Source organism: Algibacter sp. Ld11 (genome assembly GCF_045066735.1).
Lineage (GTDB): Bacteria > Bacteroidota > Bacteroidia > Flavobacteriales > Flavobacteriaceae > Algibacter.
The window spans coordinates 110,256-135,910 of record NZ_JBISHH010000023.1 but is presented as its reverse complement, the minus strand read 5'-3'; the positions used below and the strand labels follow the sequence as shown (position 1 = coordinate 135,910).

At 33.6% G+C, this 25,655-nt stretch carries 28 protein-coding genes and 1 riboswitch; of the genes, 17 read left to right on the top strand and 11 right to left on the bottom strand.

Annotation, left to right across the window (positions count from 1 at the left end; genetic code table 11):
- The first annotated feature begins 93 nt into the window (after nucleotides 1-93).
- The 3 genes from ACJJV4_RS10000 (at nucleotide 94) to ACJJV4_RS09990 (ending at nucleotide 1,202) form a co-directional block, all read left to right on the top strand.
- On the top strand, nucleotides 94-564 hold the full coding sequence (locus ACJJV4_RS10000) for an Lrp/AsnC ligand binding domain-containing protein (protein WP_405293980.1): 471 nt from the start codon (nucleotides 94-96) through the stop codon (nucleotides 562-564).
- A 71-nt stretch (nucleotides 565-635) separates the two neighbouring features.
- Complete coding sequence (locus tag ACJJV4_RS09995) at nucleotides 636-854, top strand: hypothetical protein (RefSeq protein ID WP_405293978.1); 219 nt, start codon at nucleotides 636-638, stop codon at nucleotides 852-854.
- A 3-nt stretch (nucleotides 855-857) separates the two neighbouring features.
- Nucleotides 858-1,202 carry a hypothetical protein gene (locus ACJJV4_RS09990; protein WP_405293976.1) on the top strand — a complete coding sequence of 115 codons (345 nt, stop codon included), beginning with the start codon at nucleotides 858-860 and terminating at the stop codon, nucleotides 1,200-1,202.
- A 95-nt stretch (nucleotides 1,203-1,297) separates the two neighbouring features.
- Here ACJJV4_RS09990 and ACJJV4_RS09985 read toward each other — a convergent pair whose 3' ends face one another.
- Nucleotides 1,298-2,839 carry a glycine--tRNA ligase gene (locus ACJJV4_RS09985; protein ID WP_405293974.1) on the bottom strand — a complete coding sequence of 514 codons (1,542 nt, stop codon included), beginning with the start codon at nucleotides 2,837-2,839 and terminating at the stop codon, nucleotides 1,298-1,300.
- Nucleotides 2,840-2,912: 73 nt separating this feature from the next.
- Between ACJJV4_RS09985 and ACJJV4_RS09980 the strand changes: the two genes are divergently transcribed.
- Nucleotides 2,913-3,590: a ComF family protein gene (locus ACJJV4_RS09980; RefSeq protein ID WP_405293972.1), complete on the top strand. Its 678-nt coding sequence runs from the start codon at nucleotides 2,913-2,915 to the stop codon at nucleotides 3,588-3,590.
- Between the two features lie 57 nt (nucleotides 3,591-3,647).
- Nucleotides 3,648-5,249 carry an Ig-like domain-containing protein gene (locus ACJJV4_RS09975; RefSeq protein WP_405293970.1) on the top strand — a complete coding sequence of 534 codons (1,602 nt, stop codon included), beginning with the start codon at nucleotides 3,648-3,650 and terminating at the stop codon, nucleotides 5,247-5,249.
- A gap of 96 nt (nucleotides 5,250-5,345) precedes the next feature.
- On the opposite strand, the gene tyrS is transcribed toward ACJJV4_RS09975, so the two are convergent.
- Together tyrS and ahcY are read right to left on the bottom strand one after the other, a co-directional pair.
- On the bottom strand, nucleotides 5,346-6,641 hold the full coding sequence (gene tyrS / locus ACJJV4_RS09970; protein ID WP_405293968.1) for a tyrosine--tRNA ligase: 1,296 nt from the start codon (nucleotides 6,639-6,641) through the stop codon (nucleotides 5,346-5,348).
- A 367-nt stretch (nucleotides 6,642-7,008) separates the two neighbouring features.
- On the bottom strand, nucleotides 7,009-8,325 hold the full coding sequence (ahcY, locus tag ACJJV4_RS09965; RefSeq protein ID WP_405293966.1) for an adenosylhomocysteinase: 1,317 nt from the start codon (nucleotides 8,323-8,325) through the stop codon (nucleotides 7,009-7,011).
- 131 nt (nucleotides 8,326-8,456) lie between these two features.
- On the opposite strand from ahcY, the gene ACJJV4_RS09960 reads away from it, so the two are divergent.
- The 7 genes from ACJJV4_RS09960 to ACJJV4_RS09930 all read left to right on the top strand — a co-directional run bounded on the left by ACJJV4_RS09960 (nucleotide 8,457) and on the right by ACJJV4_RS09930 (nucleotide 15,318).
- A complete protein-coding gene (locus ACJJV4_RS09960) occupies nucleotides 8,457-9,086 on the top strand; it encodes a 4'-phosphopantetheinyl transferase family protein (RefSeq protein ID WP_405293964.1) in 630 nt (209 codons plus the stop codon).
- On the top strand, nucleotides 9,083-9,796 hold the full coding sequence (locus ACJJV4_RS09955) for a geranylgeranylglyceryl/heptaprenylglyceryl phosphate synthase (RefSeq protein ID WP_405293962.1): 714 nt from the start codon (nucleotides 9,083-9,085) through the stop codon (nucleotides 9,794-9,796). Before ACJJV4_RS09960 ends, ACJJV4_RS09955 begins: the two co-directional genes overlap by 4 nt.
- 21 nt (nucleotides 9,797-9,817) lie before the next feature.
- Nucleotides 9,818-10,450, top strand: coding sequence for a nicotinamide riboside transporter PnuC (gene pnuC / locus ACJJV4_RS09950; RefSeq protein ID WP_405293960.1), 633 nt, complete (start codon nucleotides 9,818-9,820; stop codon nucleotides 10,448-10,450).
- On the top strand, nucleotides 10,411-10,977 hold the full coding sequence (locus ACJJV4_RS09945; protein ID WP_405293958.1) for an AAA family ATPase: 567 nt from the start codon (nucleotides 10,411-10,413) through the stop codon (nucleotides 10,975-10,977). The genes pnuC and ACJJV4_RS09945 overlap by 40 nt, the downstream gene beginning before the upstream one ends.
- Entirely contained in the window at nucleotides 10,977-12,524 is a 1,548-nt protein-coding gene (locus tag ACJJV4_RS09940) for a DUF4301 family protein (protein WP_405293956.1), read from the top strand. Before ACJJV4_RS09945 ends, ACJJV4_RS09940 begins: the two co-directional genes overlap by 1 nt.
- Nucleotide 12,525: 1 nt before the next feature.
- A complete protein-coding gene (arfB, locus tag ACJJV4_RS09935; protein ID WP_405293954.1) occupies nucleotides 12,526-12,933 on the top strand; it encodes an alternative ribosome rescue aminoacyl-tRNA hydrolase ArfB in 408 nt (135 codons plus the stop codon).
- A 56-nt stretch (nucleotides 12,934-12,989) separates the two neighbouring features.
- Nucleotides 12,990-13,081: riboswitch (TPP riboswitch) on the top strand.
- A gap of 101 nt (nucleotides 13,082-13,182) precedes the next feature.
- A complete protein-coding gene (locus ACJJV4_RS09930) occupies nucleotides 13,183-15,318 on the top strand; it encodes a TonB-dependent receptor (RefSeq protein WP_405293952.1) in 2,136 nt (711 codons plus the stop codon).
- Between the two features lie 52 nt (nucleotides 15,319-15,370).
- On the opposite strand, the gene ACJJV4_RS09925 is transcribed toward ACJJV4_RS09930, so the two are convergent.
- The gene (locus tag ACJJV4_RS09925; RefSeq protein ID WP_405293950.1) at nucleotides 15,371-15,799 is read right to left on the bottom strand and encodes a hypothetical protein; all 429 of its coding nucleotides are present in this window, start codon (nucleotides 15,797-15,799) and stop codon (nucleotides 15,371-15,373) included.
- 171 nt (nucleotides 15,800-15,970) lie between these two features.
- Here ACJJV4_RS09925 and greA point away from each other — a divergent pair, with 171 nt between their 5' ends.
- Together greA and ACJJV4_RS09915 are read left to right on the top strand one after the other, a co-directional pair.
- Nucleotides 15,971-16,444 (top strand): transcription elongation factor GreA, encoded by a 474-nt coding sequence (gene greA, locus ACJJV4_RS09920; RefSeq protein ID WP_042497671.1) that lies wholly within the window; start codon nucleotides 15,971-15,973, stop codon nucleotides 16,442-16,444.
- A gap of 55 nt (nucleotides 16,445-16,499) precedes the next feature.
- Complete coding sequence (locus ACJJV4_RS09915) at nucleotides 16,500-16,889, top strand: HIT family protein (protein WP_405293948.1); 390 nt, start codon at nucleotides 16,500-16,502, stop codon at nucleotides 16,887-16,889.
- On the opposite strand, the gene ACJJV4_RS09910 is transcribed toward ACJJV4_RS09915, so the two are convergent.
- Both ACJJV4_RS09910 and ACJJV4_RS09905 read right to left on the bottom strand, forming a co-directional pair.
- Complete coding sequence (locus tag ACJJV4_RS09910) at nucleotides 16,873-17,244, bottom strand: hypothetical protein (RefSeq protein ID WP_405293946.1); 372 nt, start codon at nucleotides 17,242-17,244, stop codon at nucleotides 16,873-16,875. The two genes, ACJJV4_RS09915 and ACJJV4_RS09910, sit on opposite strands and share 17 nt — an antisense overlap.
- Nucleotides 17,237-18,394, bottom strand: coding sequence for a sensor histidine kinase (locus ACJJV4_RS09905; RefSeq protein ID WP_405293944.1), 1,158 nt, complete (start codon nucleotides 18,392-18,394; stop codon nucleotides 17,237-17,239). The genes ACJJV4_RS09910 and ACJJV4_RS09905 overlap by 8 nt, the downstream gene beginning before the upstream one ends.
- A 119-nt stretch (nucleotides 18,395-18,513) precedes the next feature.
- On the opposite strand from ACJJV4_RS09905, the gene ACJJV4_RS09900 reads away from it, so the two are divergent.
- The 3 genes from ACJJV4_RS09900 to aat all read left to right on the top strand — a co-directional run bounded on the left by ACJJV4_RS09900 (nucleotide 18,514) and on the right by aat (nucleotide 20,577).
- On the top strand, nucleotides 18,514-19,383 hold the full coding sequence (locus ACJJV4_RS09900; RefSeq protein WP_405293942.1) for a flavin reductase family protein: 870 nt from the start codon (nucleotides 18,514-18,516) through the stop codon (nucleotides 19,381-19,383).
- Nucleotides 19,384-19,424: 41 nt separating this feature from the next.
- The gene (locus ACJJV4_RS09895) at nucleotides 19,425-19,802 is read left to right on the top strand and encodes a DUF3127 domain-containing protein (RefSeq protein ID WP_304405018.1); all 378 of its coding nucleotides are present in this window, start codon (nucleotides 19,425-19,427) and stop codon (nucleotides 19,800-19,802) included.
- A 151-nt stretch (nucleotides 19,803-19,953) separates the two neighbouring features.
- Nucleotides 19,954-20,577, top strand: coding sequence for a leucyl/phenylalanyl-tRNA--protein transferase (gene aat / locus ACJJV4_RS09890; RefSeq protein WP_405293939.1), 624 nt, complete (start codon nucleotides 19,954-19,956; stop codon nucleotides 20,575-20,577).
- A 252-nt stretch (nucleotides 20,578-20,829) separates the two neighbouring features.
- On the opposite strand, the gene ACJJV4_RS09885 is transcribed toward aat, so the two are convergent.
- Genes ACJJV4_RS09885 through ACJJV4_RS09865 form a run of 5 tightly spaced genes read right to left on the bottom strand, consistent with a single transcriptional unit; the run spans nucleotide 20,830 to nucleotide 25,648 of the window.
- Nucleotides 20,830-22,323 (bottom strand): M48 family metallopeptidase, encoded by a 1,494-nt coding sequence (locus ACJJV4_RS09885; RefSeq protein ID WP_405293937.1) that lies wholly within the window; start codon nucleotides 22,321-22,323, stop codon nucleotides 20,830-20,832.
- A 6-nt stretch (nucleotides 22,324-22,329) separates the two neighbouring features.
- A complete protein-coding gene (locus tag ACJJV4_RS09880; RefSeq protein WP_405293935.1) occupies nucleotides 22,330-23,508 on the bottom strand; it encodes a DUF6882 domain-containing protein in 1,179 nt (392 codons plus the stop codon).
- 43 nt (nucleotides 23,509-23,551) lie between these two features.
- Complete coding sequence (locus tag ACJJV4_RS09875; RefSeq protein ID WP_405293933.1) at nucleotides 23,552-24,208, bottom strand: hypothetical protein; 657 nt, start codon at nucleotides 24,206-24,208, stop codon at nucleotides 23,552-23,554.
- A 14-nt stretch (nucleotides 24,209-24,222) separates the two neighbouring features.
- On the bottom strand, nucleotides 24,223-25,194 hold the full coding sequence (locus tag ACJJV4_RS09870) for a hypothetical protein (RefSeq protein ID WP_405293931.1): 972 nt from the start codon (nucleotides 25,192-25,194) through the stop codon (nucleotides 24,223-24,225).
- 43 nt (nucleotides 25,195-25,237) lie between these two features.
- The gene (locus tag ACJJV4_RS09865) at nucleotides 25,238-25,648 is read right to left on the bottom strand and encodes a hypothetical protein (RefSeq protein ID WP_405293929.1); all 411 of its coding nucleotides are present in this window, start codon (nucleotides 25,646-25,648) and stop codon (nucleotides 25,238-25,240) included.
- Nucleotides 25,649-25,655: the final 7 nt, after the last annotated feature.

Here is a 25,655-nt window from a genome sequence, read left to right as displayed (position 1 = left end):
ATTTATACGGCCATTGTAATCAAAAACATCTGAAACCCTTTCATTTTACAAGGAAATTATTATTTTTACCTTTTAAATCGAAACAGATAGGGGATGAAATCAAAAGACAAAGCCGTTAGTATAGACGGAATCGACAAAAAAATACTGAGAACTTTAATGGAAGATGCCAGAATTCCAATTCTGGAAATTGCAAGAAATGTAGATATTTCTGGAGCAGCCATACACCAGCGTTTACGTAAACTAGAAAAGTCTGGAATTATATCGGGTTCAAAATTTGTTATAAACCCCAAAATGTTAGGTTACGAAACCGTAGCTTTTATTGGTGTTTATTTGGATAAGGCTATACAAAACCCAGAAGCTATTAAACAATTAAAAAAAGTGCCAGAAGTTTTAGAATGTCACTACACTACAGGAAATTGGAACGTGTTAATCAAAATTTTGTGTAAAGATAATGCGCATTTAATGCATTTACTTAATAACGAAATTCAGACTATTTCGGGTGTTTCTCGTACAGAAACTTTTATCTCTCTAGATCAACAAATAGATAGACAAATTACTATTTAGTTTATTTGTTTAAGAAGTGATATGGAATGATTGTTGATTCAAACTAGAATCATTAATCAAAACCTATTCTTATGAAAAAAAAGTATTTAATACTTGTGTTGCTAGCGGTAGTTTCAGTAACGGCCAATGCTCAAAAAGCGAGTGTGGAACAATCAACTTACGGAATTCAAACTGGAGTATTAGGCCTTTGGGCACATCGTGAAGTAAAACTCTCTAATGAAATTGCGCTTCGTGCAGAAGTTGGAATGGATTTAGGTTTATGGGGCGGTTCATTTTATCCAAAATCATGATATTTGTTAGCGCCAGTAATTCGTTTAGAACCTAGATGGTATTACAATTTAGATAAACGAGTTTCAAAATCTCGAAGTATCTCTGGGAATGCTGGTAACTTTTTGGCGTTACAAATAAGTTTTCATCCTAATTGGTTTACAATTTCTAATTACGATAATGTTGAGGTTGTTAACCAGGTTTCAATGATACCAACTTGGGGTATAAAAAGAAATATAGGTAAACATTTTAATTACGAAACGGGAATAGGGATCGGTTATATTTATTATTTCGCAAAAAGTGCTGGTTACTCAGAAAATTTAGGAGAAACAGTTGTAAATCTTCATTTAAGAATTGGTTATCGCTTTTAGTGTACAATAAAACTAGAGTAAATAGAAACATAATTCATAAAAAAATCCCGAACTGCTAATAGTTCGGGATTTTTTATAATTTATTTATCTGAGTATTACATTTTCATTAACCAAGTACGTACATCAACTTCTTGTTTAATAATTTTTTGTAAATCGTCGATATTAACACGTTCCTGTTCCATAGAATCTCTATGTCTAATAGTAACGGTGTTGTCGTTTAAAGTATCGTGGTCTACGGTAATACAAAATGGTGTTCCATTGGCATCTTGTCTTCTGTAACGACGTCCAACGGCATCCTTTTCATCATAAATCACATTGAAATCCCATTTGAGCTCCTCTACAATTTTACGAGCAACTTCTGGTAAGCCATCTTTTTTAACTAATGGTAAAATAGCAGCTTTTACTGGTGCTAAAACACTTGGTAATTTTAAAACGGTTCTTGTAGTTCCGTTTTCTAATTCTTCTTCTTGTAACGCATTAGAGAACACAGCTAAAAACATACGGTCTAAACCAATAGAGGTTTCTAAAACGTAAGGTACATAGCTCTTGTTTTCTTCATGATCGAAATATTGTAATTTTTTTCCAGAGAATTCTTCGTGTGCTTTTAAATCGAAATCAGTTCTAGAGTGAATCCCTTCTAGTTCTTTAAACCCGAATGGGAATTTAAATTCAATATCGGCAGCAGCATCAGCATAATGTGCTAATTTATCGTGGTCATGAAAACGATAGTTATCGGCTCCCATTCCTAAAGATAAGTGCCATTTCATACGAGTTTCTTTCCAGTGCTCGTACCATTCTTTTTGTGTGCCAGGCTTAATGAAAAATTGCATTTCCATTTGTTCAAACTCACGCATTCTAAAAATAAACTGTCTTGCAACAATTTCATTTCTAAAGGCTTTTCCGGTTTGTGCAATTCCAAAAGGAATTTTCATTCGTCCCGTTTTCTGAACATTCAAAAAGTTAACAAAAATACCTTGCGCTGTTTCTGGACGTAAATATAAATCCATTGCGGACTCTGCAGAAGCACCAAGCTTTGTTCCAAACATCAAGTTAAATTGCTTAACATCGGTCCAGTTTCTACTTCCTGTTAAAGGATCTGCAATTTCTAATTCTTCAATTAGAGCTTTTACATCGGCAAGATCTTCTTTTTCCAAAGATTGCCCCATTCGCGAAAGCGTTGTATTTATTTTTTCTTGGTATCCAACAACACGTCCGTTTGTTGCTAAAAACTCTTCCTTATTAAAGGCTTCACCAAAACGTTTTGCAGCTTTAGCGACTTCTTTATCAATTTTAGCTTCAATTTTAGCACAATAATCTTCAATTAAAACATCGGCGCGGTAACGCTTTTTTGAGTCTTTATTGTCAATTAATGGGTCGTTAAACGCATCAACGTGTCCAGATGCTTTCCAAGTTGTAGGATGCATAAATATTGCGGCATCAATACCAACAATATTTTCGTTCATCTGTACCATGGCTTTCCACCAGTAGTCACGTATGTTTTTCTTTAACTCAGCACCATTTTGGGCGTAGTCGTAAACGGCGCTTAAACCGTCGTATATTTCGCTACTTTGAAATACATATCCGTATTCCTTTGCGTGCGATATTACCTTTTTAAATTTATCGTCTTGATTTGCCATGCTGCAAAAATAAAAAAGCGTTTGAAACTATTCGTTATAATTAACTAAATTTACAGAACTACTTTTAATTTAAATGTTTAAATCTCTTGTAAATATATTTTTTCCAAAGGTGTGCTATGCCTGTCTTGGCACATTGGACGATAATGAAGATACTATTTGCGTAGATTGTAGACACGATTTACCGGTTACTAATTTTCATTTTGATAATAGTGATGCTATTCAAAAAGTGCTTTACGGGCGCTGTAAAATAGAACATGGTACAGCGCTATTTAGGTTTGAAAAAAAGAGTTTAGTGCAACAGCTAATCCATGGGTTAAAATATAGAGGCTATGAAAATATTGGTTTTGTATTAGGAAATTGGTTAGGGGGCGAGCTACAAGACTTAGAGGTTTATCGCGATATTGATGTGGTAATACCTGTGCCATTGCATAAAAAAAAGATTAGATCTAGAGGTTTTAATCAAGTTGAAAAGTTTGGGCAGCAAATAGCAGAAGCTCTCGACGCCGAATATTTAGATAATGTATTGGTGAAAATTTCTAACAATAAATCGCAAACCACAAAAGGAAGAATTGCACGTTTAATTAATAGTGATGAGTTGTTTGCTTTAGAGAATAACGCGCTTATTGAAAATAAGCATATTTTAATTGTAGACGATCTTATTACTACAGGTGCAACTTTAGAAGCTTGTGTTTTAATTTTAAATCAGGCAAAAAATATAAAAATAAGTATTGCTACTATGGCAATTGCTTAGGGTTTTAAGCGTTATATCTTTAAAATTATGTAGGTTTGTGAAAATTTTTAATAGGTAATGAATAAAACGCTTTCAAATTTTATTTTAGCTGCAGTTATTGGTGTTATTTTTATAAATTGTGCCAATCGAGGAACGCCAGATGGTGGTCCAAAAGACGTGACGCCGCCTGTTATTGTTAAAGCGGAACCTGCAAATTTAACAACCAATTTTAAGGGCGATGAAATAAAAATTTATTTTGACGAATACGTTAAAATGAAAGATTTAAACAAGCAGCTTATTATTTCGCCACCCATGAAAAACCAACCCGAAATTACACCTTTGGGAACTGCTAGTAAATACATTACCATTAAAATTCACGATACATTACAGCCTAATACCACTTACGCTTTTAATTTTGGGAATAGTATACAAGATAATAACGAAGGTAATCCATATCCTTACTATCGCTACGTGTTTTCTACAGGAAACTATATAGATTCGCTTAATGTAAAAGGAAGCGTTGTAGATGCTTTAAAACCAAAACCAGACACCTTTGTTTCGGTAATGTTGTACGAGGTAGACTCTACGTTTACAGATTCTATTGTTTATAAAGAAACTCCAAAATATATTACTAATACTTTAGATAGTCTTACTACATTTTCGGTTGATAATATTAAGGCAGGTAAATACATGCTTTTAGCTTTAAAGGATGGAAATGGAGATAATAAATTTCAACAAAAAACAGATCAAATAGCTTTTCATAAAAGTTTTATTACGGTGCCAAACGATTCGCTGTATACATTGAAGTTGTTTAATGAAGTACTCGATTATAAAGCAACCCGACCAATGATAGTTGCTGGAGAAAAAATTGCTTTTGGGTATGAAGGTGTTTATGATGGGATGACCATTAATTTAAATTCCGATGTACCTGAAGATTTTGAATCTCGTATTGTAAAAGACGCAAAAACAGATACCCTTAACTATTGGTATAAGCCGAAATTAGAAGTAGATTCTTTACTTTTTACAGTTTCGAATACAGACTACGAAAAGGATTATACCGTTAGAATAAGAAAGCTAGAGGCGGATAGCTTAGTAATACAATCTGCACCTTCGGGAACTGTAGGGTATACAGAATCTTTTTATATTAACGGAAGTACGCCGTTTGTTAGTTTCGATGCTGAAAAAATGACCGTTTTAGATAAAGATTCCACGCAGGTTGCTTTTACAACTAAGTTTGATACCATAAATAATACTTATAAATTCGATTTTGAAAAAACAGCAGATAATAGCTATCAAATTCAAATACTGCCAGAAGCATTTATCGACTTTTATGATGATAAGAATGATACCTTAAATTACTCATTTCGAACGAAAAAAGAATCGGAATTTGGTTATGCGCGTTTTACTTTGTTGAATGCCACTTATCCTTTGGTTATACAATTAACCGATGATAAAGGCGAGGTGAAAAGAGAGGAGTTTGCAAAAACCGAAGGTGTTGTCGACTTTTTTAACGTAGCACCAGCAACGTATAAAATACGGGTTATTCATGATGCCAATGGAAATGGGAAATATGATTCGGGTAATTATTTAAAAAAGATACAACCCGAAAAGGTGAGTCATTTTAAGGCGATAGAAATTCGTGCCGATTGGGGGTATCCAGAAACGTTAACGTTTAAATAAAGTCTTACTTTTTTTAAGTAAGAAGTGATAATAAAAACAAAAAGTCTCTAATTTAATTAAATCAGAGACTTTTTATTATTTGTAATAGGCTGTTTTTTAAACTATGCGCAATACAAAATAGTTCTTTTTACCACGCTGAAGGAGTACGAATTTATTATTAATTAAATCGGCAGTTGTAATTGTGTAATCGTCTTTTACTTTTTCTTTATTGACAGAAATAGAATTTTCTTTTAAAGCACGACGGGCTTCACCGTTTGATTTTAAGAAGCCTCCTTTTTCTGCTAATGCAGCTATAATATCTAAACCATTATCAATATCAGCTTGAGATATTTCAGTTAAAGGAACACCATCAAAAACATCTAAAAAGGTTTGTTCGTTTAAGCCTTTTAAATCCTCGCTAGTAGATTTTCCGAATAGAATATTACTTGCTTTTATAGCGTTGTCTAAATCGTCTTTGGAATGCACCATAGTTGTGATTTCTTCAGCCAATCGCTTTTGTAATACACGTAAGTGCGGAGCTTCTTGGTGTTCTGCAATTAAGGCTTCTATTTCTTCTTTTGAGATAAATGTGAAAATTTTAATATATTTTTCAGCATCAACATCACTGGTATTTAACCAGTATTGGTAGAATTTATAAGGTGACGTTCTTTCGCTATCTAACCAAATATTTCCGCCTTCGGTTTTTCCAAATTTAGTGCCATCTGCTTTTGTAATTAATGGCCAAGTTAAGGCATAACCTTTTCCTGCATCAACACGACGAATTAATTCTGTTCCCGTTGTTATGTTTCCCCATTGGTCGCTCCCGCCCATTTGAAGTGTACATTGTTTTTCTCTATATAAATGTAAAAAATCGTAACCTTGAACCATTTGGTAAGTAAATTCTGTAAAACTCATTCCTACAGAAGATTCTGAAGACAAACGTTTCTTTACAGAATCTTTCGCCATCATATAATTTACGGTAATATGTTTACCAACATCTCTAATAAATTCTAAGAATGAAAACTCTTTCATCCAATCGTAATTATTTACTAATATAGCTGCGTTTTCAGCATCACTATCAAAATCTAAAAAACGAGATAACTGTTCTTTTATAGCGTTTTGGTTATGTAAAAGAATATCTTCGGTAAGTAAATTACGCTCGGCGGATTTTCCAGAAGGATCACCAATCATTCCGGTAGCTCCACCAACTAGCGCCACTGGTTTGTGTCCTGATAATTGAAAATGTTTTAAGCCCATAACACCCACAAGATGCCCAATATGTAAGGAGTCGGCTGTAGGGTCTATACCTACATATGCCTTACGCATAGCTTCTAATAAATGCTCTTCCGTTCCTGGCATACTATCTTGTATCATGCCTCTCCACGTTAATTCTTCAACAAAATTCTTTATCATTATTAATTGTATTTAGTAATCTTTGACAAATATAAAAATACGTGTAGAATTTGTTAGGTTTTATGAGGAATTCTTTACGAATTGATTTACTGCTGTTGGGTGGTAATTTCGCAATAGGGATTGCAGCGGCATCCTTTTTTGTGCAAGCCTAATATTGGTAGAGTATGACTTGGAGTTGTGTTTGCGATTTATTAATTAGTAAACGAGAATGTTGTGGCGAAAAAGATATAGCGGAAAGCGTGGTTTATTTTGGTTTTTTTGCCAAAATAAAATTGCCCAAACAAAAAAAAATCCCAAACATTGCTGCTTGGGATTTAATTTATTATTGAGATACTAAAACACGTTCAGTATAAAAAACGATAGTTTTTTAGTATCTGTAATGTTCTGGTTTGTATGGTCCTTCTACGGTTACACCAATATAGCTTGCTTGATCTTCGCGAAGTTCAGTAAGTTCTACACCAATTTTTGCAAGGTGTAATTTAGCTACTTTTTCATCTAAAGCTTTTGGTAACATGTACACATCGTTTCCGTATGCATCAGCGTTTGTCCAAAGTTCTATTTGAGCTAGAGTTTGGTTTGTAAATGAGTTAGACATTACGAAACTTGGGTGACCTGTAGCACAACCTAAGTTTACCAAACGACCTTCTGCAAGGATAATGATATCTTTACCGTCGATAGTATATTTGTCAACTTGTGGTTTAATGGTGTTTTTAGTGTTACCGTGGTTTTTGTTTAACCAAGCCATATCGATTTCGTTGTCAAAATGCCCAATGTTACAAACGATAACTTTATCTTTCATAGCTTCGAAATGACGCCCTTGGATAATATCTTTATTTCCTGTTGTTGTAATAATGATATCGCTATTTGCAATTACAGTTTCTAGCTTTTTAACCTCAAAACCGTCCATTGCTGCTTGAAGCGCACAAATTGGGTCGATTTCTGTTACTGTTACAATAGACCCTGCGCCTTTAAAAGAGGCAGCGGTACCTTTACCAACATCACCATAACCACAAACAGTTACACGTTTACCAGCAAGCATAAGGTCTGTTGCGCGACGAATAGCATCTACTGCAGATTCTTTACAACCGTATTTGTTATCGAATTTAGATTTTGTTACCGAATCGTTAACGTTGATTGCAGGCATTGGTAATGTTCCGTTTTTTACGCGCTCGTAAAGACGGTGAACACCTGTTGTAGTTTCTTCTGAAAGTCCGTTAATTCCTGCTGCTAATTCTGGGTATTTATCTAAAACCATGTTAGTTAAATCGCCACCATCATCAAGAATCATGTTTAAAGGTTTTCTATCTTCTCCAAAGAAAAGAGTTTGCTCGATACACCAATCAAATTCTTCTTCGGTCATGTCTTTCCAAGCGTAAACTGCTGTTCCTGCTTCTGCAATGGCAGCTGCTGCTTGATCTTGTGTAGAAAATATGTTACAAGAACTCCAAGTTACTTCTGCACCTAAAGCTTGTAGCGTTTCTATTAAAACGGCTGTTTGTATCGTCATGTGTAAACATCCTGCAATACGTGCCCCTTTTAGAGGTTGCGAGTTACCGTATTCTTCACGAAGACTCATTAAACCTGGCATTTCGGCTTCGGCTAATTCTATTTCTTTTCGTCCCCATGCTGCAAGAGAAATATCTTTAACTTTGCTAGCTACGTAAGGAATTGTTTTTGTGCTCATATCAATATTCTTTTTTATTTAATAACTTAAACAAGATTGCGATTCGTGTTAAAATGGTTAAATTCGCTCGTCGAAATCGTATAATTTGCTTAAGATTGTGCAAAGATAATCAATAACATTCAGAATATTAAATGCCGCTTTATAAAACCATAACACCAAATTCACAAACTGTTGTTAAAATGTGGAAGATCACGGAGTCTTTCGATGATTTAATGGCTGCTGTAACTTTAAAACCAGAGACTTTAAAACGTGTTCTTGGTATGAAAAGTGAATTGCACCAGCGTGGGTTTTTAAGTGTGCGCAAATTATTGGCTGAGTTTGGTTATACCGATGCCGATTTGATTTATGATAACAATGGAAAGCCCCATTTAAAAGATGGGAGACAGATTTCTATAACGCACTCTTTTAATTTTTCGGCTGTAATTGTTAGCGACCAAGTTATTGGGATTGATATTGAAAAGCAACGCGATAAAATTACAGTAATTGCTCATAAATTTATTGGCTACGAAGCTGATTACCTAGATACAGTACAAACTGATTACATAAAAAAGTTAACAACCATTTGGTGTGTGAAAGAATCTCTTTACAAGCTTTTTGCAACGCCAGGTACCAGTTTTAAGCAGTGTTTTTTGGTAATTCCTTTTGAATTGCAAGATGAAGAAACTATGGCTTGGATAGATTATGAAGATGGGAAATATCGCTACTTAGTGCAGTTTTTTGAGTTTGAAGGTTTTGTTTGTGCGTATGCCATAGGAGAATGAGAGGTGTTTATCAAAACATACAAACCAACACTAAGCAACTAGCGGTTTTAATCGATCCGGATAAATTTTTAGTTAAAAACACAGCGGGTTTTATAGAGAAGGTAAATCGATCTATTGCTACACATATTTTTGTAGGTGGCAGTATAGTAGATATAGATGTTACTGATATTTTAGTTGAAGAAATTAAAAAACACACCCAACTGCCTATTGTTTTATTTCCGGGAGATGTTACTCAAATTACCGAAAAAGCAGATGCCATTTTGTTTTTATCTTTAATTTCTGGTAGAAACCCAGAGTATTTAATAGGGAAACATGTAAAGTCTGTTACTAAATTAAGAAACACAACGCTAGAAGTTATTTCAACAGGTTATATTTTAATTGAAAGCGGAAAAGCAACAGCCGTACAGCAAGTAACTCAAACATTACCACTGGAAAGGGGGGCTATCGATAACATAGTTGATACCGCAAAAGCAGCGCAGTTATTAGGGATGAAGTTAATTTATTTGGAAGCCGGAAGTGGTGCGCGTGTTCCAGTTTCTCAGGCTATTATTGCAAAAGTAAAACAAGAGGTGGAAGTGCCCGTAATTGTTGGTGGTGGTATTAGAAATTTAAAACAATTAGAAAACGCATATGCTTCAGGAGCCGATTTAGTTGTAATCGGTACGGCTTTTGAAGAAGACGAATTTTTTTTTGAGGCGTTAAAAAAATAAACACAGTACAATATTAGAAGCATGGACAGTATTTTCGAATTTTTTTTCAAGCAATACTACGATTATGATACGCTTGATATTGCTCTAGAAGTTATTGCTATAATTTTTGGTTTGTTATCAGTTTGGTACTCCAAACAAAATAAAATCTGGGTGTTTCCTACAGGCATGATAAGTACCGTTATTTTTGTGTATTTATTATACAAATGGGCACTTTTAGGAGATATGATGATAAATGCTTATTATTTTATCATGAGTGTTTATGGCTGGTATATTTGGACTAGAAAAGTAGACGATAGTGCAGTAACACCAATCTCTAAAACAACGTTTAACGAGAAAAAACTGAGTTTAGCTATATTTTTAGCCACCTTAGTTTTTGTTTATTTAGTTTACCATGCATTTGGAAAATGGACCAGTTGGGTAGCGTATATCGATACACTTACAACAGGTATATTTTTTGTTGGTATGTGGCTTATGGCAAAACGGAAAATCGAAAATTGGTTGTTTTGGATTATAGGCGATATTATTTCGGTGCCGCTATATTTTTATAAAGGTTTTACATTTACAAGTTTTCAATATTTTGTATTTACAATTATTGCCATTTATGGCTATTTAGCATGGAAGAAAAATATAGACAAGTCCCTTCAAACTGTATAAAAGTTGTTTTGTTTGGTCCAGAATCTTCTGGAAAAACAACACTATCGCGACAATTGGCGCGCTATTATAATTCCATTTGGGTTCCTGAGTTTGCTCGTGATTATCTACAAGATAAGTGGAATAATGAACGAAAAACATGCGAAGCCGAAGATTTGTTGCCTATAGCTGCAGGACAAATGGTTCTTGAAAATAGGTTAGCGTTAAAAACAGATTCTGTATTAATTTGCGATACCGATTTGTTAGAAACTAAGGTATACTCAGAACAATGTTATAAAAAAACCTGTGATCCCTTACTTAAAAAATTTGCTATAGAAAATACTTACGATTTGTATTTTTTGACTTATATTGATACGCCTTGGGAAGCAGACGATTTACGAGATAAACCAGAGGAGAGATTAGAGATGTTTAATGCTTTTCAAAATGAATTAATAATTAATAAACGACCATATGTGTTGTTAAAAGGCGATAAAAAAACGCGTCTTGCAACAGCCATTAAGCATATAGATCAACTTTTAAATAAAAAATAATGTTTTCTGAACAAGATATTTTACAGATTAAAAATAAAGGTATAACTGAAAAACAAGTTGAAGGACAAGTTTCTCGAATAAAAAACGGGATGTCTTATTCCAATTTAATTGCAGCTGCCAATATTGGTAGTGGCATTGAAAGTTATACACCCGATAAAAGTCGTGAGTATATTGCACTTTTCGAAGCTAGGAAAAACGACTTAAATATTGTGAAATTTGTACCAGCTTCTGGTGCAGCAACGCGCATGTTTAAGTTTTTATTTCAGTTTTTAAAGAAATACGATCCAAACAGAGAATCTATAGAAACTTATATAGAAAGTACGAACGATATTTTAATTGAAACTTTTGTTAAAGGCATTCGAAAGTTTCCTTTTTATGATGAAGTTTTAAAGGAAATTAAATCTGTAAAAGCTAATGTAGATAGTTTAAGCACAGGAGAACTTTGCATAGAGTTTGTTAAAGCTATGCTAGATGAATCTCGATTAAATTATAGTTTTTTTCCAAAAGGGTTGTTGCCCTTTCATACCTATCAAACGGGAACTATAACAGCTTTTCATGAGCATTTATTAGAATCTACTTTATACGCTTCTTCTAACAATAAAGCAAATTTACATTTTACAGTTTCAGAAAAGCATCATAAATATTTTAATACAGAATTAGATAAAATTAAAAATGCTTTAGAGGAAAAAACAAACACCTCGTTTAATGTTTCCTTTTCATATCAAAAAGAAGAAACAGAAACATTAGCCTTAACAACAACTAATGAAATTTATAGACAAGACGATGGTTCTATTCTATTTAGACCAGCAGGTCATGGTGCTTTGTTAGAAAATTTAAATGATTTAGATAGTGATGTTATTTTTATTAAAAACATCGATAATATTGTTGTTTTCGAGAATAATAAGAAAGTATCCGAGTATAAAAAAATGCTTGCAGGTGTTTTAATTGAAGTACAAGAGCGTGCGTTTAAATTCTTAGAAGAATTGGATAAAGACGAGGTTTCAGAAGCAGAATTGCTTGCTATAGCAATGTATGTTTCAAAAAAAATGAATGTATCTTTGATTGACGATTTTGATGATTTTTCTTCCGAAGAAAAGAAAAACTATTTAAAAAGTAAGTTGAATAAACCTATTCGTGTTTGCGGTATGGTTAAAAATGAAGGTGAACCTGGTGGTGGTCCATTTTGGGTAAAAGACTACAATGGTGAGGTGTCTTTACAAATTGTGGAGTTTGCTCAAATAGATATTGCCAATGATTCTCAATCTAAAATTGTAGAAAATGCAACACATTTTAATCCAACCGATTTGGTTTGTGGTGTTAAAGATTATAAAGGCGAAAAGTTCAATTTACTAGAATATGTAGATCCAGAAGCTGCTTTTATTACCATGAAAACACAAAACGGAACCGATATTCAAGCTTTAGAACTTCCCGGTTTATGGAATGGAAGTATGGCAGATTGGATCACTGTTTTTGTTGAGGTGCCTTTAAATACTTTTAGCCCAGTTAAAACGGTTAACGATCTTTTAAAACCGGAACATCAAGGGTAATATGTTTAGTGAGGCCGCATTATTTCAAGAATTACAATTTAAAGCAGTAAGAAGCTCTGGTGCGGGCGGGCAACATGTAAATAAAGTGTCTTCCAAAATCGAGCTGAGTTTTGATTTAGTAAATTCGATGGTTTTTTCTGAAACACAAAAAGAGCGTCTGTTGGTTAAACTGCAACATCGTTTAACCAATAGCGGCGTACTTTTAATGCAATGTGGCGAGAGTAGAAGTCAGCATAAAAATAAAGACCTTATTATAAAACGTTTTTTTACTCTTATTAAAGCGTCGCTTGTTATTCCTAAAAAACGTATTCGAACCAAAGTACCAAAATCGGTTATTAGAAAACGATTAAAAAATAAAAAGAACATTTCTGACAAAAAAGCAAATAGGCGTAAACCAGATATAGAATGAAAAGAATTATTTCATTCTATACGGTTAATTCTAAATTGTTAATTACTTTTGCAGCGTTCTCAAAAAAGGGGTGCCTAATATCGGCTGAGATCATACCCATTGAACCTAGAACAGGTAATGCTGTTTAGGAAATCTTACATCATGTAAATGTTGTAAATAGTTATGCTTGGCTTGTCTGAGTATTTCGGAAACTAATTAATTTTTTAAAGAATAATGACCTCTTTTTATTCGATTATAAATATAGTCGTAATGAAAAACAATTTTCTTTTTTTAGCACTTCTAGTGTTATCAATGTGTGCTAATGCACAACAAAATCCTGTGCAACAAGATTCTACTAAAACAGAAACCCTCGATGAGGTTTTAGTAAAGGCAGTGCGTGTAAGTGCCGATTCGCCAATTACACACTCCAATCTTTCTAAAGAAGAACTTGCAAAACGTAATTTAGGGCAAGATATTCCTACGCTTATTAACTTTTTACCATCTGTAGTTACTACAAGTGATGCTGGGGCGGGTATTGGTTATTCAAGTATTCGTGTGCGTGGTACCGATGGAACACGCGTTAATGTTACTATTAATGGGATTCCTTATAACGATCCCGAAAGTCAGGGCACATTTTTTGTGAATTTAGGCGATTTTGCATCGTCTACAGAGAGTTTACAGTTGCAGCGTGGTGTTGGTACATCAACCAATGGTTCTGGTGCTTTTGGAGCGAGTTTAAACTTGTTAACCGATGCGTATTCTGATGAAGCTTCAGGTGAAATTTCTAATAGTTTTGGAAGTTTTGGCACACGAAAGCATACCGTGAAACTAAGTACAGGCTTGCTGAATGATCATTTTGAAATTTCTGGTCGTTTTTCAAAATTAAAATCCGATGGTTATGTAGATCGCGCTTTTACCGATCTAAAATCTTATTTCTTACAAGGAATTTATAAGGATGGTAACACCTTAATAAAAGCTTTAACTTTTGGAAATGAAGAGCGTACCTACCAAGCTTGGTATGGCTTAACTGCCGATGAACTTAAAGAAAATCGTAGACAAAACCCATATACTTATGATAATGAAACCGATAATTACTGGCAGGATCATTACCAATTGCATTGGAATGAACGTTTTGATAATAACTGGTCTACCAACTTAGGTTTAAACTATACTAAGGGAAAAGGGTATTTTGAGCAGTATAAATCTGAAGAATCTGCTGCCGATTTTAATAATTTAATAGAAGAAGACTCTGATGTAATTGTGCGTCGTTGGTTGGATAATAATTTCTACATTGTTAATGCCAATGTTACTTATAAGAATAACATAGTTGAAGTGATTTCTGGATTGTCATACAGTTCTTATGATGGCGATCATTTTGGAGAAGTTATTTGGGGTAGTGATTTAGCTGCAAATGCAAATATTAGAGATCATTATTACGATGGTGATGCTACTAAAAATGATTTTAGTGTGTTCTCTAAGGCAACCGTTAGATTTAGTGATCAACTTATTGGTTTTTTAGATTTACAAGGTCGTTTTGTAGATTATAAAACAGGCGGATTAAATTCTGATCGTATTGATTTTAATACCGATGCTAGTTTTAGTTTCTTTAACCCTAAAGTAGGTTTAACTTATAAAAACTCTGAGTTTAGTAGTTTTTACACGTCGTTTGCTGTGGCGAATAGAGAACCTAATCGCGATGATTTTGAAGCTGGAGTTACCAAAAATGAAACACTTAGAGATATTGAGTTAGGTTGGCGTTTTAATCAAAATAAGGTAAGTGTAAATTCTAATTTATACTACATGTTTTATAAAAATCAATTGGTTTTAACAGGAGAACTTGACGATGTTGGAAGCCCTATTAGAGCAACCAGTGGTAAAAGTTATAGACTAGGGTTAGAAGTTGATGCTAATATTCAGTTTAGTAAAAAGTTTAGCGTAGCTGCTAATTTCGCCTTGAGCACTAATAAAAACAAAAACTTTAATTCGTCTATAAATGGTGAAGTGGTCGATTTAGGGAGTACGAATATTTCGTTTTCACCTGAAGTTGTTGTGGGTAGTGCTATTAACTTTTCTCCTATAGAAAATTTGCAACTATCACTTTTAAGTAAGTTTGTTGGCAAGCAATATATGGGGAATATTGATAATGAAGATTCTGTTCTTAGCGATTATTTTGTAAACGATATTAGTGTAAACTACCTTATTAAAACGAATAAGATATTTAAGTCAATTACTTTGTCTGCATTGGCAAACAACATATTGAATAGAAAATATGTGTCTAACGGATACTTTGGTTCTTATGATTATGACGATTCGGGTAGTCAAACAGGTACAACTACAGGTTACTACGCAGGCTATTATCCGCAAGCTACATCTAACTTTTTAATAGGTGCTACATTAAAGTTTTAATAAAATATAGATTAGACACTTTTCTAAATCTTACAAGAGGTTTAGAAAGGTGTTAATTTGAAATAAGCAAAGTATTGCCATTTACCTGAACTCTGTAAAACTGTAGAGTACATGGCAAATTACCGTCGCCTAAAGCTTGCCCTGTTACTAAGCTATATTCATTTTGATCGGCACAACTACTAGTGGCAGTTAACCCAGAGTTTACTAACACAGAACAAGCGCTAGGTATGCGGTTTGGGTCTGCAGCATCCCAAGCATAATAATCTACACCAGTACTCGCTACAATAATTCCGCCATTTCCAGCATTAGGCAAATACACCGAGTTTCCTGCAAATTGCAGTTGGCTATATTGTGGTAAATTTAAGTTAACAACTTCATTTATACTTAAGTCTAGGAGAAATTGGCAGTTAGGATTATCTATCGAGTTATCATTACAAGAAGTTAAAACTAAGGTAGCTATTAAAAGAAATATGAATCGCATAGTTAAGGGAAAAATTGATTTGCAATTTACAACAAAAAGCAAATTGAGTTAATTATTTTGTATATTTGTTTTCGAATCTCGTGTGAACGGGATTTTTTTATTCCGAATGCTTTAATAATTGTTATTAAATCGTATTTCGGAATCTTTTTTTATTAAGTAAACGATGAAGTTATGAGTAAAGTATCTTACTATACACCTGAAGGACTAAAAAGATTAAGAGCAGAGCTTAAGCAATTAAAAGATGTGGAACGCGTAAAAGCTTCTAGAGCTATTGCAGAAGCAAGAGATAAAGGCGATTTAAGTGAAAATGCAGAATACGATGCCGCTAAAGAAGCACAAGGTATGTTGGAAATGAGAATTTCTAAGTTGGAAGATGCTTTGGCTGGCGCTCGAGTTATCGATGAATCGCAATTAGATAACTCTAAAATTTTAGTATTATCTAAGGTGAAAATTAAAAATCAAACCAATGGTATGGAAATGAATTATACTTTGGTTGCCGATGGTGAAGCAGATTTAGCTACCGGAAAAATATCGGTAAACTCACCAATTGGAAAAGGTTTGCTAGGTAAATCGGTTGGAGATGTTGCAGAAATTCAAGTGCCAAATGGCGTTATGAAGTTTGATATTGTTGAAATTTCTAGATAAACTAATTCTTTTTTATTTCCGCGAAAGCGAAACCCTCAATTAAAAAAAACAAATTATGGCATCTATTTTTACTAAAATTATAAATGGCGAAATTCCTTGTTACAAAGTAGCGGAAACTGATGATTTTTTGGCGTTTTTAGATGTTAACCCAAATGCAAAAGGGCATACGCTTTGTATACCTAAACAGGAGGTTGATAAAATTTTTGATTTAGACGAAGCTACTTATAATGGTTTAATGTCTTTTTCAAGAAAGGTAGCCTTAGCTCTTGAAAAGGCGGTGGCGTGTAAACGTATTGGTGTTTCTGTAATTGGTTTAGAAGTGCCGCATGCTCACGTACATTTAATTCCGTTGCAATCTATGGAAGATGCCCGCTTTATTCAGAAACAAAAATTATCTACAGAAGAGTTTATTGCTATTGCCGAAGCTATTAAGGCAAATTTATAATCTTTTTATAAATTAAAAGGGTAACAATCACCGCTACAATTGCTATACCGAGTAAAGCAAAAATTAAATATGCTGGTTTTTTAAATTGGCGAGATGCTTTTTTAGGAACAAAAGCTCTTTTTTGATATTCGAAAACACGTTCAATATGTTCATCCCATTGTACCGGATAAATTATAGAATCACAAGTTTTACATAAAAGAATATGTTTAATATCGTTGGTAATGCTTTTGTAAAAGATGGTTTCAATAAAGCGCTGCTTAAAAGTGAGTTGCAAACCGTCGTTACTATAACACTCCGGGCAATTGTTTTTTAAAAGAACTTCTTTTACAGTAATATGTTTATATTGTTTATTCATGAGAGGCGCGTTTTAAGGTGATTAAAAACGTAGTGCCTATACCTTTTTCCGATTGTAATACTTTTATTTTTCCGTTATGGAAATCTTCAATAATACGTTTAGTAAGCGATAAGCCTAAGCCCCAACCACGTTTTTTTGTGGTGTAACCAGGTTCGAATACTTTATTAAAATCCTTTTTTGCAATACCTTTTCCGGTATCTGTAATGCTTATTTTAACTTGTAATTCTAGTTGCGATATTTCAATTTTAAGTTTGCCTCGACCTTTCATCGCGTCAATAGCATTTTTAACTAAGTTCTCTATAGTCCAGCTGTAAAGCTGTTTGTTTAAATTTACTGGAATTGGTTCTACAGGCGTTTTTATTTCAAACTCTATTAATTTAGATGATCGTGATTTTAAATAATCGAAAGACTCTAAGGTTTCTTTTATAATATCGGCGAGTTCTAGAGTAGGTAGGGAGCCAATTTTGCTAAAACGCTCGGTTATGGTTTGCAGTCTGTCTATGTCTTTTTCAATTTCAAGAATATAATCGGGATTTACACTTTCGGTTTTTAAAATTTCAGTCCAACCAATTAAGGAGGAAAGCGGAGTGCCAATTTGGTGTGCGGTTTCTTTGGCCATACCGGACCATAATTTGTTTTGAACAGCGTTTTTGTTACTACTATAAAAAAAGTAAATCACTGCCGAAAACAGAAAAATAATAAGCAATAAAGCTAGCGGGTAATATTTTAATTTATTTAGTAAAGGCGAGTTCCCATAGTAAATGGTGCTCACAATAGTGTTGCCCATTTTTACATGTTTTGGCGCGTTTTCTTCTTTAAATTTAGCTATTAATTTTTGAACATAAACGGAGTCTGAAATCTTTGTTTCATCAATGTTATTATAACTACCAAGGCTCCCATCTTCATTTATAACAAGCATTGGAGTAGTTTTGTTACTGCTTAAAATTTTGAGAGTAAGTTCTAAATCGCCATTGGTTTCATCGTTTATAAAATCGGTTTGGGCAAAAGACCAATTTTCCATTTTAATACTTTCTTCCTTTTTAAAATGTTGGAAAAACTCGTAGGTATTCCAAAGAATGAGAGAGACAATAATGAATGATGTCGCTATCATTACCCAACGGAATGCAGTATTATATTTGGTGAAAATCATGTTATAATTAATTATCAAGTAATATAATGCAAATCTGTTAATATTATTGTTCAAAGTTGTTAGTAAATCTGTTTTTAGTTCCAAAAGAGAATAGTTACCTTTGTCCAAATTAAAACTTAATGGTATCTATAGACCCTAAAAGTGTTCCAACAAGTAAATTGCATAGCTATTTGTTAAGTGCGGTAGCGCCCAGACCAATAGCTTTTGCTAGTACTATGGATGCAGAAGGTAAGCCTAATTTATCACCGTTTAGTTTTTTTAATGTGTTTAGCGCAAAGCCACCAATATTAATTTTTTCACCTGCCAGACGTGTTAGAGATAATACCGAAAAGCATACGTTGCTAAATATTGAAGCAACAAAAGAGGTGGTAATTAATGTGGTTAATTTTGATTTAGTTCATCAAATGTCATTATCAAGTACGGAGTATGCAGATGGTGTTAACGAATTTGATAAAGCTGGGTTAACCATGTTGAAATCGGATATAGTGAAGCCGTTTCGAGTAGCCGAATCGCCTATACAGATAGAATGTAAGGTGAATGAAGTTGTTAGGTTAGGGCATGAAGGTGGTGCTGGTAATTTGGTGATTTGTGAGGTTGTAAAATTGCATATTGATGATGCTGTTTTAAATGAGGATGATACCATAAACCAAGAAAAGTTAGATTTAGTTGCCAGAGCAGGTGGTAGTTATTATAGCCGCGCTAAAGCTGGGTTTTTTGAAATACCAAAACCTATTGCAACTAAAGGAATTGGAGTAGATAGTTTTCCTGATGCGATTAAAAAAAGCATGATTTTAACAGGAAATAATTTAGGTATGTTGGGTAATGTGGAAGCTTTGCCAACTGCCGAAAGTGTTGAGGCTTTTGTTAGTGGCTTGGAGATGAGCACTCTAAATATCAAAGAAGCAACGGACGAGCAAAAACATAAACTAGCTCAAGATTATTTGGGGTTAGGTAATGTTGAAAATGCTTGGAAAATATTACTGTCTTAATAAAGGCATTTTAAATTTACGAATACTAATAAATATATAAAATGGAAGTTCAAGGAAGAGTAAAAATGGTTGGAGAAACTCAAACGTTCGGTGGAAATGGGTTTAGAAAAAGAGAGATTGTAGTGACAACAGAAGAGCAATATCCACAACACATTATGGTGGAATTTGTACAAGATAAAACAGATTTATTAAATAGTTATAAAGAAGGCCAACAAGTTAAAATTAGCATTAACTTACGTGGTAGAGAATGGGTTAATCCACAAGGAGAAACTAAATATTTCAACTCAATTCAAGGATGGAGAATTGAAGCTGTACAAGCAGAAGGAGCTGCAGCAGGTATGCCAGCTGTACCACCAGCAGATGCTTTTGAACCAGCAGGAGATTTAAAAGAAGAAGATCACGACGATTTACCTTTCTAGATAAAGATTTTTGTATATCCGTTTAAGCGCGGATATCGAATAAAAAAAAACCTCAATGTTTTATTTAAAATGTTGAGGTTTTTTATTTTTACAATTAATAGAATCTCTTTTGGTTTGTTTAAAGAGTTTTTTGTTTTATAACATTTATTAAATGTACTATTTAAACGAAAACATACGATTTCCCGATGTCTCGGAAGCGTCTCCCGAAGGTGTACTTGCTATTGGTGGCGATTTATCCGTAGAACGCTTAATATTGGCTTATAAAACGGGTATATTTCCTTGGTTCGATGATGTCGAGCCTATTGTATGGTGGTCTCCAAATCCGCGTTTTGTTTTGTTTCCGGAGAAACTTAAAGTTTCTAAAAGTATGCGGCAGGTTTTGAGAAATTCCGATTTTGAAGTCACCGTAAATAAAGACTTTAAAACTGTAATTACCGAATGTGCCAAAATGAAACGAGAAGGCCAAGCTGGCACTTGGATTACACAACACATGATCGATGCTTACATAGAACTGCACAAGCAAGGTTATGCAAAGTCTATTGAGGTTTGGCAAAATGATAAGCTTGTTGCTGGGCTTTACGGAGTTGATTTGGGTAATGGTGTTTTTTGTGGAGAAAGCATGTTTACCAAGGTGAGTAATGCAAGTAAAGTAGGTTTAATTACATTTATTCAAAACACAAATTATAAGCTTATTGATTGCCAAGTTTACACCAATCATTTAGAAAGTTTAGGAGCGGAAGAAGTTGATCGAGAGTTTTTCATATCGTGTTTATAATTGGTAAAAAATCTTAATAACCGATTTTGAGAGGTTAACTAAATTTGGATTTGGATATTTAACCGGAAAAATAGTTTTGTTTGTGGTGTTTGTTCTAGTTACCTACTTCACTAGAAAAAAGAATGTTAAAGCTACTGCCTAAAAAACGAATAGCTTTTTTATTCAGTATTATACAAAAAAAAGGCAGTAAATTAAATTACTACCTTTTATTGTGGAAAAAGTTTTTAAGGGTTCACATCCTTAAAACACTAACTAATTTACACCTTGAGCATCGCTAATAACACGATCTATAAAATCGGTGTTAATATATAATAGCCTTGCCAAATTGTGTAAAACATTAATTTCGCTATCATCTATTTCTCCATCGGCATAGGATATAATAGATAAATCTCTAAGAATATTTAGTTTTTGCATTACAGATAGTACGATATCCAAATCTTTGGTAAGTTGTTTTACCTCGTCTATCATTTCATCTTCTGTAAGGCCTTTGATAGTCATCATACAATTAGCGAAAATTTTAGGAGCAACAATACTACTTAATGCTTGTATTTCAGAATCGTCTACAACGCCGTCTGCATTCGAAATTAAGTAACCACCTAAGAACATTAATCGTTGAATTTTTTCAGAATGTTCGCTTTCATCATCTAGGTTTTCAGGTTCCATTAACGACATAATACGTTTAATTTCAACCTCCATAGCTTCCTCTGTGATTTCACCGGTAATGTTCGGGTTAAATTCAGCATAGGTTTCACTTTTGTTAAAAAGCTCCAAAGCTTTAATTCGTAAAGGACTAAATGGATGACTGCTATACCAATCGGAAGGGTCGTGGTTAGCATCGTTTAAAACTTCTTCGAGATCTACAAATTGTTCGATGTAAGCATTAAGTTGAAAATCTAAAGAATCTGTTGTAACTCCAGAAGATAATTTGAAGAATGTACGGCCTACAGCTTCAAAATCTTGACAGCATAATAACCCGGCTCTATCTGCACTTATTTCTGCATTTCTATTCCATGCATATAATTTCATGGCGTGTATTGGCGCCAAGTGGTTCTCGCCTTCATCTAAAATTTGACGTACTGGGTAATCAAAATGCTCGAAAAGTACATGTCCGATTTCGTGACCAACAACAAAAATTAATTCTTCTTTAGAAAAACGTTCTAAAATTCCTGAAGATAAAATTATGTATAATTTATTATCGTCTGGCGGATAGCATGATGCGTTAAAGATGTCGCTTTGGTATACAAAAAACTCAATGTCAGCCTTTAATTTTAGAGTGTTTTTACAATGCTCTCCAATGTCGTGAAGCATTGGTGCCAAGGTTTTAGTAAGTCTTAAACTCGATTTTAATAAGTGTTTTCTAGACTTAAATTTACCACTGTTTTCGTTTACACGTTTTAAAGTTTCTTGTATTAATTCGTCTTTTTGAAATTCAATAACAAAGTCTCTATCTCCATCATAAACCAGTAAGTTTAAATCGATGTTCGCACGGTTGTTAGTATAGATTTGTGGCTCGTTATCTGCCACAACTTTATGGTTTAGCGCATTAATTTCTTCAATACGTTTGGTGTATTCTTGAGCTAGCTCTGTTGTTATATTTTGAAATTCAACACTGGCTTCTTGTATTTTACTGTGATCTCCTGAAGTTTGTGCTTCATTTAAATCTGCCATCATTTTTTCCTGCGCTGTATTTAAAGCTGCTTGATGTTCTTGTTCTAGATCCGAAATAGTTTCTGATGTATATGTCATAATATATTAAGCTTGAACTGTTATTTTAGAATTAGAAATTTTCATGAGTCTTCCTTTTAAATCGAAAATCCCAAGAATTTGATCAGCATCTTTTTTAGCGACAATATTATTTCCTGGTAGGTCTACTTCGTAACCTTTTGCTTTTAAGTAAAAGTACAAGCTGTATTTATGAGGGAACTTGTAGCTTGCTGCAACTTGCGTAAAATGAGAGCAAATTAAAGCAGGGACAGTTCGGGCTTTATCATCGGCTTCTATAGAGTTGACAGTAACATAAACGGTTAGGCCTTTAAAAGTTAATGGTACGTAGCAACTCTCTTTTAACATAGAAGACGCTATAGTTGAAAAATAAGCACCTGGATCAGAGTCTAATTCTGTTTTAGGGTTTGTTAAATCATCTATTTGGTAAGCTTCACCTATAGCCTTCATGGCTAAAGAAGTTTGTGTAAACTTTTCTGGAATACCACTTTGAGTGTTTGCCCATGCCCATAACCAACTTTTTTCATTTTCAGCATATGTTCCTATAACTTGAATATCAAAAACCTGATTGTCGCCATAAGTTAATTTACCTTCAAGCATATCGCAGCTCCATCCTAAGCCTTCTACCATTTCACTAAAAATCTCTTGTTTTTCTAGAGAAAGTACTAACGATTGATTATACAATTCTTGTATTGTCATTTTGTTAGGAGCTTCTGTTGCTTCTTGTTTCTTTTCGGTCGCAGGAGAAGAAGTAGAAGTTTCTGTAGTTGCTGTATCAGGAGTTCCTTCAGCAAATTCTTCTAGTTTATCTTCTAATAAAGAAATAATGCGTGCTGCTCTATCTTCAACCTTATCGGCATTAATAACTGGGCTGTGGTTTATTTTTAGTACACCAGCTTCAAAAGTAATGGCGCGTTCTATATTATGCTCGTTGTTTTCGTTTATAATAACCACATCTTTCAATCCTGTTTGTAAAAGTTCAATCCCCATAGAATCTACACAAATGGCTTTAAAAGCTTCTATTAATGGAAGAAAATATATTTTTGGAAACGTCTCGTTGTATATGTGAGAAAAGCGATCTTCCATAAGGGTGTTCCATGAAATATTTAAAGGTACAGTGTAACCTGCAGCTGTGTTAATTTCAGTTTCTAATGCTGGAAATAAATCGTTTTGAAAGGCTTGGATAATTCTTTTTTCTTTAAGTCCCATAATTTTATTCTTTAAGATTGTATTTTATTTTTGAATGAATTTTTTATAATATTTGAAGAAGCTTTTCTTCTAAAGTATTAGCTAGGTTTTCAGGCAAAGCCTTATCTATAGCTAGAGATATGGTTAAAGTTTTAGATTGAATTTTGAGTTTAAGTGTTTCCGTTTGCTCGAATACAATAGTGTCTAGCACTTGATAAGCTTGCTTACCTAAGTTATCTGTAGTGATATTGTTTACAGCTTTTTGTAGTGCAGTAAATACGTCTTGAACATTCAATCTATTATTTAATTCTTTTAAATTGAGTGTGTCTATTTTTAAATCATTTATTCGATTTCCCAATAGCGATTTTTCATTATTTAACCAGCGTTTAAGTTGTAAAACCGTTAGTTCTTGATTGGTAGATGATAATGGCCTGCTGATAGCGCCTTTGGATAATTCTACAACCATTTTTTTAGGTTGTTTTACCGTTATAACAGTAATGTCGCGTATCTTAAAAAATGATACGTTATCGTTTTCTGAAAGTATACAAACCGATTTGTGATGCTTGTTTTCTTCTGAAATATCTAGAAGCGTACCTTCCATATAACTGCCGTTGGTTAAAGAAATGGAAATTAAAATAGGGTCTTCTTTTTTAAAAATAGATTGTAGGATATCCTCGGGCGTTTGGGCTACAAACGCTTTATAATAAGATGTTTTTTCCATGATGTAAATTGGTGTTATGGGTGTTCTATAAGAAATTGATAATCTTCTGGTAATTGATCCATAAGTGAAAAGAAGACACCGTCTCGAGGTGTGGTTTTGTAATCGTAATATTTTAAGGTTTTCATGTCTAGGTTTGGATAGTTCATTTTTACCATATACACGCCAACAGCTTCTGTTATGTGTCTATTTCCCTCAGCTTGTTTTAATGGCTCGTGTTTTTCAAAAGCAATATAAAAACTGTTTAATTTTGATTGATTTAACCAAATATGATTTAAGTAAATCGGTGAGTTTGGTGTAGCGAATTCAAGTTGAATAACACTATCAATATGTTCTGCTTTTTTTGAACCCGTGTTATTTGCAACAATAGCATTTGAGTAATATCTATACGTTAGGTTACTATCGTTATAAGTATTCGGTTTTACAATAAGTTCGTAAAAACCTTTCTTTTCACCTTTAAGTTTAAAATCTACATGTGCTTCTCGGGTCCAAGTGTTCGGGTAGTCTTGCAAAACATAACGTATTTTTCTTGAAAATTTTTCAAAATCCTTCTGCGTTGGCTCTTTTTCTAAGGTTACGCTTATGTTATGGTTAAACACATTAACATCCATATCCAAAACGTCGGCATCTAAGGTTTCATGCATTTCTTTTCTTAAAACAATTTCTTGTTTTTGATATTGTGTTAGCGATTTAATACTAAGGTCTTGCCTATTGTGAGACGATATGTATAGTGCTTTATTTTTTGCGTTCCAATCAAAACTTATAATGATATCTGGATTTTCTTTTAGTTTGAGCTCTACCCAAAATAAATCGGGGTTCATGCTTGCAGCATTAAAGTCTCTTTTAAAAGTAAGTACGTCATACTTGTTTTTATGATGCATTTTTAAATAGGCGATAAGCCCTTTTTTAGCTTCTATTCCAGAAACACCGCAGCTAAAAAGCGATAAAAACAATCCGATTAAAATAATATAAAAAATAGATCTATACATATCAATAACTATTACCAATTAAACAACAGATTAAAACGCTTACTTATAGATTGTTTTCTAACAAATCAACGAGCACTTTGGTGCGGCTATCTACATCGTCGGCATTAAGAATCGGGCTATGGTCTAGAGTTAAAATTCCGTTAGAAAAACTAAAGGCATTACTAGGGTTGTGGTGATCTTGAGTATTTGTAATATGTATTTCTTTTAAGCTTTCAGCAAGGGCTTCTTTGCCCATATCATCTGCAGTAATAGATTTAAAGGCTTCAATAAATGGTAGGAAATAAATTTTAGGGTAAGAGTCGTTGTAAAGATGTAAAAAGCGGTCTTCGAATAAGTTAGCCCACTCAATATTTAAAGGTACATTGAAACCCGCAGCTTCAATTATTTGAGCTTTTAATTGAGGAAATTGTTCGTCTTGAAAAGTTTTAGAAAATCGGTTTTCTTTTAATCCCATGATTTTT

Coding starts and splice junctions, on each gene's coding strand:
- ACJJV4_RS10000 (WP_405293980.1), top strand. CDS start 94: ATGAAATCAAAAGACAAAGCCGTTAGTATAGACGGAATCGACAAAAAA.
- ACJJV4_RS09995 (WP_405293978.1), top strand. CDS start 636: ATGAAAAAAAAGTATTTAATACTTGTGTTGCTAGCGGTAGTTTCAGTA.
- ACJJV4_RS09985 (WP_405293974.1), bottom strand. CDS start 2,839: ATGGCAAATCAAGACGATAAATTTAAAAAGGTAATATCGCACGCAAAG.
- ACJJV4_RS09980 (WP_405293972.1), top strand. CDS start 2,913: ATGTTTAAATCTCTTGTAAATATATTTTTTCCAAAGGTGTGCTATGCC.
- ACJJV4_RS09975 (WP_405293970.1), top strand. CDS start 3,648: ATGAATAAAACGCTTTCAAATTTTATTTTAGCTGCAGTTATTGGTGTT.
- tyrS (WP_405293968.1), bottom strand. CDS start 6,641: ATGATAAAGAATTTTGTTGAAGAATTAACGTGGAGAGGCATGATACAA.
- ahcY (WP_405293966.1), bottom strand. CDS start 8,325: ATGAGCACAAAAACAATTCCTTACGTAGCTAGCAAAGTTAAAGATATT.
- ACJJV4_RS09960 (WP_405293964.1), top strand. CDS start 8,457: ATGCCGCTTTATAAAACCATAACACCAAATTCACAAACTGTTGTTAAA.
- ACJJV4_RS09955 (WP_405293962.1), top strand. CDS start 9,083: ATGAGAGGTGTTTATCAAAACATACAAACCAACACTAAGCAACTAGCG.
- pnuC (WP_405293960.1), top strand. CDS start 9,818: ATGGACAGTATTTTCGAATTTTTTTTCAAGCAATACTACGATTATGAT.
- ACJJV4_RS09945 (WP_405293958.1), top strand. CDS start 10,411: ATGGAAGAAAAATATAGACAAGTCCCTTCAAACTGTATAAAAGTTGTT.
- ACJJV4_RS09940 (WP_405293956.1), top strand. CDS start 10,977: ATGTTTTCTGAACAAGATATTTTACAGATTAAAAATAAAGGTATAACT.
- arfB (WP_405293954.1), top strand. CDS start 12,526: ATGTTTAGTGAGGCCGCATTATTTCAAGAATTACAATTTAAAGCAGTA.
- ACJJV4_RS09930 (WP_405293952.1), top strand. CDS start 13,183: ATGAAAAACAATTTTCTTTTTTTAGCACTTCTAGTGTTATCAATGTGT.
- ACJJV4_RS09925 (WP_405293950.1), bottom strand. CDS start 15,799: ATGCGATTCATATTTCTTTTAATAGCTACCTTAGTTTTAACTTCTTGT.
- greA (WP_042497671.1), top strand. CDS start 15,971: ATGAGTAAAGTATCTTACTATACACCTGAAGGACTAAAAAGATTAAGA.
- ACJJV4_RS09915 (WP_405293948.1), top strand. CDS start 16,500: ATGGCATCTATTTTTACTAAAATTATAAATGGCGAAATTCCTTGTTAC.
- ACJJV4_RS09910 (WP_405293946.1), bottom strand. CDS start 17,244: ATGAATAAACAATATAAACATATTACTGTAAAAGAAGTTCTTTTAAAA.
- ACJJV4_RS09905 (WP_405293944.1), bottom strand. CDS start 18,394: ATGATTTTCACCAAATATAATACTGCATTCCGTTGGGTAATGATAGCG.
- ACJJV4_RS09900 (WP_405293942.1), top strand. CDS start 18,514: ATGGTATCTATAGACCCTAAAAGTGTTCCAACAAGTAAATTGCATAGC.
- ACJJV4_RS09895 (WP_304405018.1), top strand. CDS start 19,425: ATGGAAGTTCAAGGAAGAGTAAAAATGGTTGGAGAAACTCAAACGTTC.
- aat (WP_405293939.1), top strand. CDS start 19,954: ATGTACTATTTAAACGAAAACATACGATTTCCCGATGTCTCGGAAGCG.
- ACJJV4_RS09885 (WP_405293937.1), bottom strand. CDS start 22,323: ATGACATATACATCAGAAACTATTTCGGATCTAGAACAAGAACATCAA.
- ACJJV4_RS09880 (WP_405293935.1), bottom strand. CDS start 23,508: ATGGGACTTAAAGAAAAAAGAATTATCCAAGCCTTTCAAAACGATTTA.
- ACJJV4_RS09875 (WP_405293933.1), bottom strand. CDS start 24,208: ATGGAAAAAACATCTTATTATAAAGCGTTTGTAGCCCAAACGCCCGAG.
- ACJJV4_RS09870 (WP_405293931.1), bottom strand. CDS start 25,194: ATGTATAGATCTATTTTTTATATTATTTTAATCGGATTGTTTTTATCG.
- ACJJV4_RS09865 (WP_405293929.1), bottom strand. CDS start 25,648: ATGGGATTAAAAGAAAACCGATTTTCTAAAACTTTTCAAGACGAACAA.